This is a genomic window from Phenylobacterium sp. (assembly GCF_025934275.1).
GTDB lineage: Bacteria > Pseudomonadota > Alphaproteobacteria > Caulobacterales > Caulobacteraceae > Phenylobacterium.
The window spans coordinates 16,827-30,476 of sequence record NZ_JAICYI010000045.1 but is presented as its reverse complement, the minus strand read 5'-3'; the positions used below and the strand labels follow the sequence as shown (position 1 = coordinate 30,476).

The window sequence follows — 13,650 nt, the reverse complement described above, 5'->3', positions numbered from 1 at the left end:
TGGGCGCGGCCCTGCTCGCGGAACGGCCGGCCCCGCGGCGGCGCGGGGCGAGCGACGCGGCGGCGCCAGACGTGAGGGGCCTCTATGCGGCGGCGGGCCTCCTGGCCCACTCGGTGCTGCTGGACAGCGCGATCGAGCACTACCGCGGCGGCTACAGGAACCCCGGCATGTACACCCCGCTGGCGGCCTCGGCGGTGACGCTTTCGGCCGCGATCTCGGACGCGGCCGGCGGCGGCGGCGGCAAGCAGGCGGTCTATGCGGCCGCGGCCGGCGTCGGCGCCGTGGGCGTCGGCTTCCACCTGTTCAACATCTTCAAGCGCCCGGGAAGGCTGAACTGGGCGAACCTGTTCTACGCCGCCCCGATCGGCGCGCCGGCGGCGCTCAGCCTGGCCGGCGTGCTGGGGCTGGCGGCGGGCGCGGCGCGGCGCGGCTGGCGCGGCGCGGGGCGCAAGCTCGCGGCGCTCTGCGCCCTGGGCCTGGCCGGCACGGTCGGGGAAGCCGGCCTGCTTCACTTCCGCGGCGCATTCCAGAACCCGTTCATGTGGATCCCGGTGAGCCTGCCGCCGGTCGGCGCGGCGCTGCTCGCCAAAGCCGCCGCGGAGAACCGGCCGACCCCTCGGCCGCTGACCCGCGGCTGGCTGATGCTGACCGCCGCGATCGGCCTCGGCGGCGCGGGCTTCCACATCTTCGGCGTCTCGCGGGCCATGGGCGGCTGGCGCAACTGGCGGCAGAACATGGTCGACGGCCCGCCGATTCCGGCCCCGCCGGCGTTCACTGCGCTCGCCGTCGCCGGCCTCGCCGCCCTGGCCCTCCTGCCGTCGGAGACGGCCTGATGGCGCGCGGCTACCCCGGCTACGACGTGCTGGCGAAGTGGCGGACGCCGTCCTTCGACGAGAAGACGCGCGAGGTCGTGCGGCGCCGGATCGCCCAGCCGCCGCCGCGGCGGTTCTTCACGGGGCCCGAGCAGCAGCTCGTCGAGGCGATCGTCGCTCGGCTGATCCCGCAGCCGGACCGGGCCGAGCCCATCCCGCTCGCGGCGATGCTGGACGCCTTCATGGCCGACGGTCGCGGCCAGGGCTACCGCAACGAGGCCATGCCGCCGCTTGAGCAGGCCTGGCGTCTGGGCCTGGCGGCCATCGAGGCCGAGGCGCGGACGCGGTTCGGGCGCAGCTTCGCCGAGGCCGCGCCCGAGGACCAGGACGCGGTCCTGCGCGCGGTGCAGTCCGGCGAGGTCGACCGCGCGGCCTGGCGCAGCATGGATCCGGCGTCCTTCTTCCGCGAGGCCCTCTTGAAGATCACCGCGGGGCTCTACTACGCCCATCCGGCGGCCTGGAGCGAGATCGGCTTCGGCGGCCCGGCGAGCCCGCGCGGCTACGTGCGGCTGGGCCTGGACGAGAGCGATCCCTGGGAAGCCCGCGAGGCGGCGCCGTGACGCCGGAGACGCCACGCGCCGGGGACGGCCGCGCCCCGGACGTGTTCACGCCGGGCGGCTTCGTCCCGATGACCGGCTTCCCCGAGCGCGAGCCGGTGGATTTCGCGATCGTCGGGGCGGGCGCGGGCGGGGCGACGCTCGCCGCCAAGCTCGCCGAGGCGGGCTTCTCGGTGGTGGTGTTCGACGCCGGACCGTTCTGGCGGCCGCTCGACGAGTTCGCCTCCGATGAACTTGAGCAGCAGAAGCTCTACTGGACCGACCCGCGGATCACCGGCGGCGACGATCCGATCGCACTCGGCGGCAACAACTCCGGCCGCGGCGTCGGCGGCTCGACCATCCACTTCAGCATGATCTCGCTGCGCTTCCGGCCGGAGTGGTTCAAGGCGCGCTCCCGGCTGGGCTACGCCGTCGACTGGCCGATCTCCTACGAGGAGATCCGGCCCTACTATGCGGAGGCCGAGCAGGCGCTGAAGGTCGCCGGCCCGGTGCGCTATCCCTGGGGGCCCTTGCGCGGCCCCTACCCCTATCGGCCGCACGAGGTGAATGCGCCGGGTCTGGTGCTGGGCCGCGGGGCGGAGAAGCTCGGCGTGAAGTGGTGCGCCACCCCGCTCGCCACCGTCTCCGCGCCGAGGGGCAAGAGCCCGCCGTGCGTCTACCGCGGCTTCTGCAATTTCGGCTGCTCGACCAACGCCAAGCAGAGCGCGCTGGTGGTCTGGATCCCGCGCGCGCTCAAGGCCGGGGCGGAGGTCCGCGACATGGCCATGGTCACCCGCATCGAGATCGATCGCGACGGCCTGGCCTCGGGTGTCCACTACGTCCGGGAAGGCGAGAGCCGCTTCCAGCGGGCGCGCAACGTGGTGGTCGCGGGCTATGCGATCGAGACGCCGCGCCTGCTGCTGAACTCCGCCTGCCCGCAGTTCCCCGACGGCCTCGCCAACGCCTCGGGCCTGGTCGGGACGCACCTGATGACGCACGCCAGCCCCGGCGTGTGGGCCACCTTCGAGGAGGAGATCCGCTGGTACAAGGGGCCGCCGAACATGGCGGTCTGCGAGCACTGGAACTACGCCGACGAGGGCAAGGACTTCGCGGGCGGCTACGCCTTCATGAGCCAGGGGCCGCTGCCGATGGCCTGGGCGCAGACGGTGGCCACCTCGCGCGGCCTGTGGGGCCCTGCGCTGCGCCAGCAGATGCTGAGGTACAATCACACGGCTGGCTTCGCCCCGGTCGCAGAGACGGAGCCGCGGCCGCAGAACCGAGTGGAGCTCGCCGAGGAGACCGACGCCTACGGCCTGAAGATCCCGAAGGTGGTGTTCGGCTATTCCGGCAACGACCGCGCCCTGCAGCGCCACTCGCTGAGGTTCATGAGCGAGATGCTCGAGGCCGCGGGCGGTCGCGACCTGTGGACCAGCACCGACACCAGCCACCTGCTCGGAACCTGCCGGATGGGCGACGATCCGCGGACCAGCGTCGTCAACGCCGACGGGCGGACCTGGGACATCGCCAACCTCTGGATTTGCGACGGCTCGCTGTTCCCGACCTCGGGCGGCGTGAATCCCTCGCTCACCATCCAGGCGCTCGCCTGCCGCATCGGCGAGCGGATCAAGACCCTCGCCCGACGTGGAGAGCTCGCATGCGCGCCCTGACCCGACCCGCGCCCGCCTCCCCGCTCGCCCGCGCCGCGCCGCTGGCGCTGGCCGGCGTGGCGGGCGCCGCCGCCTATGCCGCCCTGCGGCGGCGCGGCGGCTCCTCGACGAGCGCCGAGCCCAACCGGCACACCCGCCTCGCCCAGCTCAACGGCACGCCGGCCCGGCGCTACTACACGGGCCACAACCTGAAGCGCGCCGTCGCCATCGAGGACCTGCGCGCCATGGCCCACGAGCGGCTGCCGCGGTTCGCGCTCGAGTACCTGGAAGGCGGGGCGGAGGACGAGGCCAGCCTGATGCGCGAGCGGCGCGCCTTCGCCGAGTGGCGCTTCACGCCGAAGACCCTGGTCGACGTCTCGCACCGCAGCCTGGCGACGACCATCCTCGGCAAGCCTGCGGCCATGCCGCTGATCGTGGCGCCAACCGGGCTGAACGGGGTGTTCCGCAACCACGCCGACATCGACCTCGCCCGCGGGGCGGCGGCCTCGGGCGTGCCGTTCGTGCAGTCGACAATGTCCAACGAGACCATGGAGGACGTGGGCGAAGTCCCCGGGCTGCGCCACTGGTGGCAGCTCTACGTGTTCGGCGGCGACGAGGTCTGGCAGGAGCTGGTGGCGCGCGCCGACCGCGCCGGCTGCGAGGCGCTGGTCCTGACCACCAACACCCAGATCTTCGGCAACCGCGAATGGGAGCGGCGCAACGAGGCGACGCCCAGCCTGCTGACCATCTCGTCGGTGCTCGACGCCGCCTGCCGCCCCGGCTGGCTCGCCCGTACGCTGGCGACGCAGGGCATGCCCGTTTTCAAGAACGTCATCGACTTCGTGCCGAAGGATCAGCGCGGCTTCTTCGCCAGCGCCATGTGGATCCGCGACCACCAGCCGACCTCGATGTCCTGGGACATCGTCGGCAAGATCCGTCAGCGCTGGACGAAGCCGTTCCTGCTCAAGGGCCTGCTCAACCTCGATGACGTCCGCCGGGCGGTGGACGCGGGCGTCGACGGCGTGGTGCTGGGCAGCCATGGCGGCCGGCAGCTCGACTGGACGGTCTCGGCCCTGGACCTGGTGGGCGAGGCCCGCAAGATCGTGGGCGACCGGATCGCGCTGCACCTGACCGGGGGCGTGCGGCGCGGCACCGATCTCCTGAAGGCGCTGGCGCTCGGGGCCGATGCGGTGATGGCGGGCCGCGCGCCGCTCTACGGCGTCGCTGCGGCAGGCGCTGCGGGCGTCGGCCGCGCGCTGGAGATCCTGAAGAGCGAGGCGATCAACGCCATGGGCCTCCTGGGCGCCGCCTCGCTGGCCGAGCTCGGCCCGCAATTCATGATGCGCCTGCCGGAATCCTTCGTTGATTCCTGAAAAAGATCGTGACACGATCTGATCTCACAGCCGCACGTCGTCAGCTATCGGGCGCTCCTGGATGGTCGTCGCCATCGCCTGGCCAGGAGGTCCGGAAAAGCCGCCCAGGGTCGGAGCGCACGGCCAAGCCGGGCCCTGGGCGGCGGACTTCCTCACATTGCCGAAACCTCGTTGAGCCGGCGCCGCCGCGGCGAGATCTAGCCGGGGCCGCCCGCCGTCACGCCCGCAGGATGCCCCTGGCTCGAGCCGCCGTTCCCGGCGCCGGAGCCCGCCGGCGCGGCGCGGCCGGCGTTGGCGCCGCCATTATCGCTGCTCATGGTGTTGGGCGTGCTCCAGGTCTCCGGGCCCGGGTGGGCGAGCCGGCCGTGCTGCTGCGCCGCGCCCGTCGGGCCGGGACCGAAGGTGAGCGCCTTGCGGACCTTCGCGGCCTGGCCGACCGACACCGGCGGGGCCGCGTTCCCCCAGCTGTTGCGGACGAAGGTGGCGACCGCGGCGACCTGGTCGTCGGTCAGCTTCCAGCCGTAGGCAGGCATCGCCAGCGGGGTCGGCGCGCTGGGCGTGGGGGTGGTCGCGACGCCGCCCTCGATGAAGCGCAGGATCGTGGTGGGGTCGCGCTGCTGCAGGTTGGCGTCGCCGACCAGCGGCGGGAAGAAGCGCGGCGTACCGCGCCCGTCCATGCGGTGGCAGGCCGAACAGCTGTCGACGAAGATCGCCTCGCCCTGGCGCATCACCGCCGGCTCGGGCGCCTTCACCTGGACGGCCGGCGAGGCGGGCCGGTCAGTGACGTAGGTCGCGATCGCGTCCAGGTCGGCGTCGGTGAGGTGCGACGTCGAGTCGGCCACCACCTCGCCCATCTCGCCGGACGCCTGGGCGTGGGCGTTGCGGCCGGTCTTGAGGAATTCGATCAGGTCCGCGCGGCTCCAGCTTCCGAGCCCCGTGCGGCGGTTGGGCGTCAGATCCGGGGCGAACCAGCCGGGGAAGGCCCCGCCCCGGAACGCCTGGCCGCGCTTGGGTCCGCCCAGGAAATTCGACGGCGTGTGGCAGGCCTGGCAGTGGCCGAGCGCCTCGACCAGGTAGGCGCCGCGGTTCCATTCGGCGGACTTGCCGGGGTTCGGCTGGAAGGGGCCCTCCTTCAGGAACAGCATGTTCCAGAAGCGCACGAAGAAGCGGATGTTGAACGGGAACGGCAGCTGGTCGCGGTTCGGGTGGTTCGACGACGCCGGCAGGGTCTTCAGGTAGGCGAAGATGGCGTCGGAATCCGCCCGCGTGAGCAGCGTGTAGTAGTTGTAGGGGAAGGCCGGGTAGAGGTGCTTGCCCTCGTCGTCCACGCCCTGGTGGAGGGCGCGGTAGAACTGGTCGGGCGTCCAGTCGCCGATGCCGCCCGGCGTGATGTTCGCCGAGACGATGGTCCCGAACGGGGTCTTCACCGGCAGGCCGCCCGCGAACGGCTGGCCGCCCGGCGCGGTGTGGCAGGCCTGGCAGTCGCCGGCGGCGGTGAGATAGGCGCCGCGCGCCACGAGTTGCGGCTCGGCGGGCGCCGGCGCGGCCTGGCTCCTGGCGGGCCCCGGATGCAGCGCGGCGGCGGCGACGAGGCCCGCGAGCGCGAGCCCCGCGAAGGCCGCCGTCAGGCCGCGCCGGCTCATGCCTGGACCAGCGGGCCGGGGGCCTTGAGGTAGGTCTCGCGGATCGCCTGGGCCGACCAGTACGCGAGCGCGGCCACGGTGCCGGTCGGGTTGTAGCCCGGGTTCTGCGGAAAGGCGCTCGAGCCCATGATGAACAGGTTGGGGACATCCCAGCTCTGCAGGTAGCGGTTCACCGCGCTCGATTTCGGGTCGGAGCCCATCATCGCCCCGCCGGTGTTGTGGGTCGTCTGGTAGGGGACGACGTCCCAGCTCCCCTTGCGGTAGTTGACCTTGATCGAGGCGGGGTTCATCGCGCGCGCCACCTCGGCGGCGCGATCGGTGATGTAGTCCGACATGCGATGTTCGTTGTCGGTGAAGTCGAAGGTCATCCTGAGCAGCGGCCGCCCGTAGACGTCCCGGTAGGTGGGATCGAGGTCGAGGTAGTTGCCGCGGTGGCTCATCACCGCGCCGTGGGTCGCGATCGACATGGCCCGCAGGTAGTACTTGGCGACCGCCTGCTTGAAGCCTGAGCCCCACTTCGGCGTGCCCTCGGGCGTGGGATGGGTCTCGATCGGCCGGGCGCCGGTCTGCACCACCCCGACATAGCCGCCGCCGATGAAGCCCTTGCCGGAATGGTCGAAGTTGTCGCCGTTCCACTCGTCGAGGATCATCCCGTGGGCGCCCGCGCCGATGAACGGATTCAGGATCTTGTCATCGAAGAAGACATTCACCGACGACGTGATCTGGTAGGCGTAGTTCTTGCCGATCACCCCCTGCCCGGTCTGCGGATCGTAGGGCTTGCCGATCCCCGAGAGCAGCAGCAGCCGCACGTTGTGCAGGATGTAGGCGCAGAGCACGACGAGGTCGGCGGGCTGCTCGAACTCCTGGCCCGAGGCGTCGACATAGGTCGCGCTGACCACGCGCTTGCCGGTGGAGTCGAGGTTCAGCTTCACCACCTCGGACTCGGTCTTCAGCGTGAAGTTGGGCTTGCGCATCAGGACCGGCAGGATGGTCGTCTGGGCGCTGGACTTCGAATAATTGCCGCAGCCGAACTTCTCGCAGAAGCCGCAGTAGGTGCAGGCCCCGAGCTGCACCCCGAGCGGATTGGTGTAGGGCCGCGACATGTTGGCCGCGGGGTGCGGGAACGGCTTGTGGCCGAGCTGGGTCGCGGCCCCGGCGAACAGCGTGGGCGGATAGCTCATCGCCATCGGCGGGTTGGGGTACTCGCGCGATCGGGGTCCCTCGAAGGGATTGCCGCCGGCCTGGATCTGGCCCTTCAGATTTCCCGCCTTGCCGCTGGCCCCGCAGATGTATTCGAAGGTGTCGTAATGGGGCTCCAGCTCCTGGTAGGTGACGCCCCAGTCCTGGATGGTCATGTCGTCGGGGACCGCGGCCTTGCCGTAGCGGCTGACGTTGTGGGTTCGCGCGACGAAGTCGGAGGGCAGGAAGCGCCAGATCTGGCCGTTCCAGTGGACGCCGGCGCCGCCCACGTTGATGCCCGGCAGGAAGGAGCCCAGCCGGCGCATCGGCAGGGCCGTCTGGCTCGCGTCGTTGCGGATGGTGAGCGTCTCGTGAGCCAGCGGCTCGAACAGCTCGTGGCGCCAGTAGTAGCGCAGCTCGTCCTGGTCGAAGGTGGGCGCGAAGTCGATCGGGGTGTCCCGCCAGGTTCCGCGCTCCAGCGCCAACACGTTGAGGCCGGCCTCGGTCAGCTCCTGGGCCACGATCGCGCCCGTCCAGCCGAACCCCACGACCAGCGCATCGACGTTCGGCAGCCGCGTCGCCATCGCCGATCCCCTAGCTGCGGTTCCAGGCCGGCCGGCCCTTCAGGCCCACCGGGGGCAGGGGATAGGGCTTGCCGTGCTGGCCGACGAACGGCGTCTGATCGTAGCGGGCGCCCGGAAAGCCGATCAGCTTCCAGCCCGCCATGTCGCGATTGCCGCCATAGATGGGATCGGACCAGAAGCCCTCCAGGGTGTTCTGCAGTAGCATGTCGAAGAAGGTGACGCCGTCGACGCCGGCGAGCTGCAGCTGGCCCTTCTCCAACCGGTGCAGGAGGTCGTCCTGGTCGGCCAGGGCGAGCCTGGCGAAGCTCCCCGCCTTGCCCTCGTGCGCGACAGCCGCATCGATCGCGCCGATCGCCGCGCGGTAGACGCCGGCGGGCGTGAGCCGCGTCTGGTAGCCTTGCGTCTTCTCGCCCGCGCCCCAGGGGCCTTGCATGTACCAGCGGGCGCCGCGGCCGAACTCGCCGGCGAGCTGGCGGTCGATGAAGGTGACGACGCCGACCTCGAGCGCGCCGGGACCGAGCTCGTCCTTCGGGATCAGGCGTGCGACCGCCGCCTCGATAAAGGCGGCCTCGGGTGCGGTGAAGAAGCTGTAGCCCCGGCCGGACGCCGCCGTCGGCGCGTCGGCCGCGCCCTCGCGCCAGGGTTCGCCGCCGCGGATGGCGGCGGGCGCGACCGGAAGCCCGGCCGCTGCGGCCAGCAGGCCTCTTCGGCTGAGCTTGCGGCTAGGCATCTCCGCACCCCGTCCTTCCCATGCGTGCAAGACTAGATCGTTTGACGATGGGTTCCGCCGCGCCGTTCACGTTCCCGTGCAGCGCGTCGAAGCCTCAGGCCTGGGCCTGGTTGGAGGTCTTCGTCTTGGGCAGGCGCAGCGCACGCGCGGTCTGGCCCTGGGCCTTGACCACGTTCTCCCCCTGCTGGTCGGGCATGAACACCGGCAGCGTCAGGCAGGCGCTCTGCACGGCCAGCACCCGGCTCCAGTTGGAGATCAGCTTCTTGTAGGCCTCGCCCACCTTCCTGGGATTGCGGTCGAGGTCGTAGAGGCCGAGCGGATTGACCCGGCCGTTGTCCTGGCGAAGGGCGGTGTCCCAGTCGACCTGGTCGGTGAGCGAGTACCAGGTGAAGCCGAGGACCGGGATGCCGGCGTTGCGGATGCGAAGCACATTGGCCCACTCCTTCCACAGCCAGTAGACCGCCTCGTCGCCGTTCGGCCCCTCCTCGACGTTGGTCTCGGTGTGCATCACCGGCAGGCCGTAGCGGCCGTGGTACTGGCGGGTGATCTCGTTGTAGCCGAACACCTCGCCGGAGGCGGTCGTGGCGCCGTCCGCCCAGACCCGGTGCTCGTTGGTCCGGTAGTAGTCGTTCCCCATCACGCAGTGGTGGCGGAGGTTCTGGTTCATGAAGTAGCCGTACTCCTCGTCCGTCATCCCGTTCTCCATCAGGAAGACGTAGGTGTCGGCATCGACCTGGTGGCCGTAGTTGAGATCGAGCGAGAGGAAGCGCTGGGCGTTGAACCGCTCGGCGAGCCCGATCGCCTCGGGGCTGTCCGCGTGGAAGTACTCCGAGGACTCGCTCTGCACGAAGAGGGCGTCGGGGCGGACGTCGAGGATCGCCTCCATGGCCGACACATTGGCCTGCACGATGTGCTTCAGCGCCGTCACGAACGAGCGGTCGTCGGTCTTCTGCTCGTTCCACCAGCCCCAGCGGGCGGAGAAGGTGGCGCAGATGAACATCTCGTTGACCGGGGTGTAGAGCTGCACCCACCCGAACCGCTTGGCGAAGTCGCTCGCATAGCGGCGGAAGAGCTTCGGGAAATCCGGGTTCTGGAAGTCGCCGACCCAGTCCGGCACGCCGAAGTGGCAGAGGTCGACGATCGGCAGGATGTTCTTCGCCTTCAGGTCGGCGAAGGTCTCATCGGCGAAGCCCCAGTCGTACTTGCCGTCGCCGAGCCAGGTGCGGTGCAACGGCGGGCCGTAGCGCAGGAATCTCAGGCCCAGCTGCTGCACCAGCGCGAAATCCGTCTTCCAGTGCTTGTAGAAGCCGCACTTCTCCAGCTCGTCCATGCGGTGCTTGCCGCCGTCGATGGTGGGATTGCTGTTCTCGATGCCGGTGGCGAAGGCGAAGGTGAACATTCTGGGGCGCTCGCGTGCAGTCCTGCTCTTGGCCCCCGAGGCGCAAACAAACGGGGCGGGCGGGAAATCGATCCCGCCCGCCCCGAGCGACGCCCGACAAAGAGAACCATAAGCATCGTGCTACGATATGTCGGCGGATGCAAGCGCCGGCGACGGCGCTGTCCGGCTCCCTCAGGCTCGCGAGCCGTTCGGACGCGGCCGGCGGCGCAGCGGCGACGATCCGCGTCGGTGCGCCCGCGCCCGGTCCGACGCTTCGGCGAGCTCGGCGGCCCCGCGGCCGGCGGTCTCGTTCCGGGAGTTCAGCAGGGCCGCGGTGTGGTCGGCGTCGTCGCGCGACAGGCCCGTCTGGCTCAGGCCGGCGATGATCGCAGGCTCGCCCGCCTCGCGGTCCCACACGGAGAAACCCGGCCCGTCGGCGCGCACGGCGAAGCGCTGTTCCATTGCCAGCCACCTTCCAACGTTTCCGCCGCCGACGCAAACCGCACCGGCGGGCGGCGGCACAACCAACCTCGGCCGCCTGCGTTGTGGTCCCAGGTGACACGACGAGAGTGATTGCGGATGAGCTTGGATGAACCGCGCCGGGCGCGAGGCGCCGGCGCGCGGGTGAGGCTTTGGCTGTCGGCGTTGGCGCTGGCCGCGGGATTGCCGCTGGCGGCCTGCGACCGCGGCGGCCCGCCCGCCACGGCGGAGGCTCCGCTGCAGCACGAACAGACGACGCTGATCCTGAAGACGCTCGCCGATGCGCCGAGCCAGGGGTTCTCGCCGGCGCATTTCCCGACCGCCGGTCTCGAGGGCGACCTCAACTCCGATGACAGCGGCAGGCGCGCGGCGGCGCAGGCGCGGCTGACCGGCGAGATCATCGCCTATGCCCGCGCTCAGCACGGCCTGGGGCTCTCGAAGTCGCAGATGGATACGAACTGGGGCATGCGGCCGGCGAAGTACGACGCGGCCGGCGAGTTCCATGCGGCGCTGGCCCAGAACCGGCTGCAGCCGTGGCTGGCCTCGCTGCCGCCGTCCGATCCCCGCTACGAGATGCTACGGCAGGGCTATCTCACCTACCTGAAGCTCGCCCAGAACGGCGGCTGGCAGCCCGTGCCGCCCGGCCCGGCCCTGCGGCTCGGCAGCCGCGACGTCCGCGTCCAGGCGCTGCGCCAGCGCCTCGCCTTCGAGGACAGCACGATCGCCCAGGCGGCCGGCGATCAGCGAAAGGCCGCCGCGCCGTTCGACGCCGCGCTCGCCCACGCGGTCGCCCGCTTCCAGGACCGGCACGGGCTGAAACCGACCGGCGTGGTCGATGACGCGACCCTGGCCGCCCTCAACGTGCCCGCGATCGCCCGCGCGGCGCAGATCCGCGCCAACCTGGAGCGCTGGCGCTGGGCCCCGCGGACGCCGGCCCCCACCCGCATCGAGGTGAACAGCGTCGCCGGGACCTTCGACCTCTGGTGGGACGGCCAGCCGGCCCTGCACATGCTGGCGGCGGCCGGCAAGCCCGGCGACGAGACGCCGATCGTCGCCTCGGCGATCCACACGGTGGTGCTCAATCCGACCTGGAACGTGCCGGACTCCATCGCCCAGGAGGAACTCTATCCGAAGGAGAAGTCGGTCCCCGGCTACTTCGCCGCGCACCATTTCACGACCGAGAACGGCCGGCTGGTCCAGCAGCCGGGGCCGGACAATGCGCTCGGCCGCGTCAAATTCATGTTCGATAACGGCTATTCGATCTACCTGCACGACACGCCGGCGAAGGCGGCGTTCAACCAGGCGCAGCGCTCGGTGAGCCACGGCTGCGTGCGCCTGCAGCACGCCGTCGAGCTGGCGCAGTTCCTGCTCGGCCACGAACTGGGCTGGCCGCCGGAGAAGCTCGATGAGGCGCTCAGCGGGACGGAGACCCAGAACGTCAACCTGCCGCAGCGCATCCCGGTGGAGATCTTCTACTGGACGGCCTTCGTGCAGGGGAACCAGGTCTCGTTCCGCGACGACATCTACGGCTGGGACCAGGAGCTCTTGCGACAGCTTGACGCATCAGGAGCCAGCCGCGCTTGATCTTCGCGGCCCGCGCTCTCAGTTGGCATCCAGAGTTATTTGAGCCTCGCGGCCCTCCGGCCGTGCTAGTCCGGGAGTCCGCATGCAAGCAGCCCGCCGTCAGGTCCTGTTCGGTTTCGGGGCGGCCGCCGCCGCCCTGGCGGTCCCCTCGGTGCTCGAAAGCGCCATCCTGAAGCGCTCGCCGCTGGCCGCGCCGGCCGTCCAGACCGACCAGACCCGGGCGCTGGCCGCCGCGGCGTCCGACGTGCGCCGGGTCTCGCTGCACAACCTGCACACCGGCGACCTGTTCAACGAGGCCTATTGGGAGAACGGCGTCTATGTGCCGGACGCGTTGGCCGCCGCCCAGCACGCGCTGCGCGACTGGCGCAACGGCGAAGAGCACTTCATGGACCCCAAGCTCTTCGACCTGCTGCATAATCTGAACGCCAAGCTCGAGAGCGGCCAGCCGTTCCAGATCATCTCCGGCTACCGCTCGCCCGAGACCAACGCCATGCTGCACGCCCGCTCCGAGGGCGTGGCGAGCCACAGCCAGCACATGCTGGGCAAGGCCTCGGACATCCGCGTCGAGGGCGTCGAGCTGGCCCACCTGCACAATGCCGCGCTGAGCCTCAAGGCCGGCGGCGTCGGCTTCTATCCGGTCTCCGACTTCGTCCACGTGGACGTCGCCCGCGTGCGCGCCTGGCAAGGCGTCTAGGCCCTTCTCGCCCGCGCCGGCCGAGCTCCCATCCCGAGCCGAATTGACGCCGCTGCGCGGCCCTGCCGCGGGCCGTGCGTCATCGCGCCATCTGCTGCGAACGGCTCAGCTCTGGCTTTGTAGCCGGCGAGGGACTGCTTCGCTTTTCGAGGGATGATTCGTGTCCGAGGCCACCTACGTCGCCTTCGTGCCCAAGGCCAAGCGCGCCAAGCTGCGGGCGCTGTTGCAGACCGAGGACATGGGCGATCTCGCCTGGCGCGAACGCAAGCGGCTGTTCGGCAGCGACTTCTACTTCTCGGGCCCGCCGACGCTGGCGCGCCAGGCGCACGCCTACGTCACCAGCTGGCTGAACGGCCGCAGCCTCTAGCGCCTCGCGGGCGCGCTGACCGCGGCGCCTCAAACGCCACAAAATGGGCCTGATAGGCCCTCAATCCGGTCCTGACTCTGGGGTCCTGTCGTTCGGCGACCGCCACTTCTTGATTCCGGTCAAACCGGGACGGGCGCATACGAAATACGCTGTCGACGCTCAAATGGGCGGCAGGCGCTGCGCCGTCGGAACAAACATAGGCGCGAAGGGTCAAAACTGCCGCGAGGGGGGGCGAAGTTCCCGCTCATCTTCGTCGGCAAGATCTCGGCCTTCGGGAGACAGTTCATGTCCGCATTCCAGGCCTACGGCGGATCCTACGAACACAATGGTCGTCGCTTCAGCTGGCGCTGCTACGCCACCGCGCGGGTGTACGAGGTGCGCCTGAGCGAGCACCTGCCGGCGGCCCCGCCGCCGAAGGGCCAGAAATGGATCCGCCGCAGCCGGCACAAGGGCGATGCGGAGTTCGGCTGGCTGATCGACGCCTCAGCCGTCGACTTCTCGCACATCCTGCTGCAGGTGGAGCCGGCGCGCTGGCCGGAGCGCCGGGGCGAGGAGCGCGAAAGCGCCGCCGCCTATTGAGCCGC

13 protein-coding genes are annotated in these 13,650 nt (G+C 70.8%); 8 read left to right on the top strand and 5 right to left on the bottom strand.

Translation table 11 applies throughout. The annotated features are described in order from the left end of the window. The 4 genes from Q0W60_RS12230 to Q0W60_RS12215 form a co-directional block, all read left to right on the top strand. Positions 1 to 833, top strand: an 833-nt coding sequence (locus tag Q0W60_RS12230) for a hypothetical protein (protein ID WP_297695960.1), incomplete at its 5' end; no start/stop codon positions are given. Next, complete coding sequence (locus Q0W60_RS12225) at positions 833 to 1,432, top strand: gluconate 2-dehydrogenase subunit 3 family protein (protein ID WP_297695958.1); 600 nt, start codon at positions 833 to 835, stop codon at positions 1,430 to 1,432. The genes Q0W60_RS12230 and Q0W60_RS12225, both read left to right, overlap by 1 nt. Further along, a complete protein-coding gene (locus Q0W60_RS12220; RefSeq protein WP_297695957.1) occupies positions 1,429 to 3,075 on the top strand; it encodes a GMC family oxidoreductase in 1,647 nt (548 codons plus the stop codon). Before Q0W60_RS12225 ends, Q0W60_RS12220 begins: the two co-directional genes overlap by 4 nt. Continuing rightward, entirely contained in the window at positions 3,063 to 4,427 is a 1,365-nt protein-coding gene (locus Q0W60_RS12215) for an alpha-hydroxy acid oxidase (RefSeq protein ID WP_297695955.1), read from the top strand. The genes Q0W60_RS12220 and Q0W60_RS12215 overlap by 13 nt, the downstream gene beginning before the upstream one ends. Positions 4,428 to 4,624: 197 nt before the next feature. On the opposite strand, the gene Q0W60_RS12210 is transcribed toward Q0W60_RS12215, so the two are convergent. From Q0W60_RS12210 to Q0W60_RS12190, 5 genes are all read right to left on the bottom strand, one after another. After that, the gene (locus Q0W60_RS12210; protein ID WP_297695953.1) at positions 4,625 to 6,070 is read right to left on the bottom strand and encodes a cytochrome c; all 1,446 of its coding nucleotides are present in this window, start codon (positions 6,068 to 6,070) and stop codon (positions 4,625 to 4,627) included. Beyond that, complete coding sequence (locus Q0W60_RS12205) at positions 6,067 to 7,833, bottom strand: GMC family oxidoreductase (RefSeq protein ID WP_297695951.1); 1,767 nt, start codon at positions 7,831 to 7,833, stop codon at positions 6,067 to 6,069. Before Q0W60_RS12205 ends, Q0W60_RS12210 begins: the two co-directional genes overlap by 4 nt. A 10-nt stretch (positions 7,834 to 7,843) precedes the next feature. Next, on the bottom strand, positions 7,844 to 8,563 hold the full coding sequence (locus Q0W60_RS12200; protein WP_297695949.1) for a gluconate 2-dehydrogenase subunit 3 family protein: 720 nt from the start codon (positions 8,561 to 8,563) through the stop codon (positions 7,844 to 7,846). Positions 8,564 to 8,657: 94 nt separating this feature from the next. Next, positions 8,658 to 9,962, bottom strand: a complete 1,305-nt coding sequence (locus tag Q0W60_RS12195; protein ID WP_297695947.1) for a family 1 glycosylhydrolase — start codon at positions 9,960 to 9,962, stop codon at positions 8,658 to 8,660. Positions 9,963 to 10,133: 171 nt separating this feature from the next. Further along, positions 10,134 to 10,403: a hypothetical protein gene (locus tag Q0W60_RS12190; protein WP_297695945.1), complete on the bottom strand. Its 270-nt coding sequence runs from the start codon at positions 10,401 to 10,403 to the stop codon at positions 10,134 to 10,136. 117 nt (positions 10,404 to 10,520) lie between these two features. Between Q0W60_RS12190 and Q0W60_RS12185 the strand changes: the two genes are divergently transcribed. From Q0W60_RS12185 to Q0W60_RS12170, 4 genes are all read left to right on the top strand, one after another. Next, complete coding sequence (locus Q0W60_RS12185; protein ID WP_297695943.1) at positions 10,521 to 12,005, top strand: L,D-transpeptidase family protein; 1,485 nt, start codon at positions 10,521 to 10,523, stop codon at positions 12,003 to 12,005. A gap of 82 nt (positions 12,006 to 12,087) precedes the next feature. Then, positions 12,088 to 12,699, top strand: coding sequence for a DUF882 domain-containing protein (locus Q0W60_RS12180; protein ID WP_297695941.1), 612 nt, complete (start codon positions 12,088 to 12,090; stop codon positions 12,697 to 12,699). A 160-nt stretch (positions 12,700 to 12,859) separates the two neighbouring features. Further along, positions 12,860 to 13,066, top strand: coding sequence for a hypothetical protein (locus tag Q0W60_RS12175; protein ID WP_297695939.1), 207 nt, complete (start codon positions 12,860 to 12,862; stop codon positions 13,064 to 13,066). A gap of 285 nt (positions 13,067 to 13,351) precedes the next feature. Then, positions 13,352 to 13,645, top strand: a complete 294-nt coding sequence (locus Q0W60_RS12170) for a hypothetical protein (protein WP_297695937.1) — start codon at positions 13,352 to 13,354, stop codon at positions 13,643 to 13,645. Positions 13,646 to 13,650: the final 5 nt, after the last annotated feature.

Excerpts from the sequence above, each read along its gene's own strand:
- Q0W60_RS12225 (WP_297695958.1), top strand. The coding sequence starts at position 833 with ATGGCGCGCGGCTACCCCGGCTACGACGTGCTGGCGAAGTGGCGGACG.
- Q0W60_RS12215 (WP_297695955.1), top strand. The coding sequence starts at position 3,063 with ATGCGCGCCCTGACCCGACCCGCGCCCGCCTCCCCGCTCGCCCGCGCC.
- Q0W60_RS12210 (WP_297695953.1), bottom strand. The coding sequence starts at position 6,070 with ATGAGCCGGCGCGGCCTGACGGCGGCCTTCGCGGGGCTCGCGCTCGCG.
- Q0W60_RS12205 (WP_297695951.1), bottom strand. The coding sequence starts at position 7,833 with ATGGCGACGCGGCTGCCGAACGTCGATGCGCTGGTCGTGGGGTTCGGC.
- Q0W60_RS12200 (WP_297695949.1), bottom strand. The coding sequence starts at position 8,563 with ATGCCTAGCCGCAAGCTCAGCCGAAGAGGCCTGCTGGCCGCAGCGGCC.
- Q0W60_RS12195 (WP_297695947.1), bottom strand. The coding sequence starts at position 9,962 with ATGTTCACCTTCGCCTTCGCCACCGGCATCGAGAACAGCAATCCCACC.
- Q0W60_RS12190 (WP_297695945.1), bottom strand. The coding sequence starts at position 10,403 with ATGGAACAGCGCTTCGCCGTGCGCGCCGACGGGCCGGGTTTCTCCGTG.
- Q0W60_RS12185 (WP_297695943.1), top strand. The coding sequence starts at position 10,521 with ATGAGCTTGGATGAACCGCGCCGGGCGCGAGGCGCCGGCGCGCGGGTG.
- Q0W60_RS12180 (WP_297695941.1), top strand. The coding sequence starts at position 12,088 with ATGCAAGCAGCCCGCCGTCAGGTCCTGTTCGGTTTCGGGGCGGCCGCC.
- Q0W60_RS12170 (WP_297695937.1), top strand. The coding sequence starts at position 13,352 with ATGTCCGCATTCCAGGCCTACGGCGGATCCTACGAACACAATGGTCGT.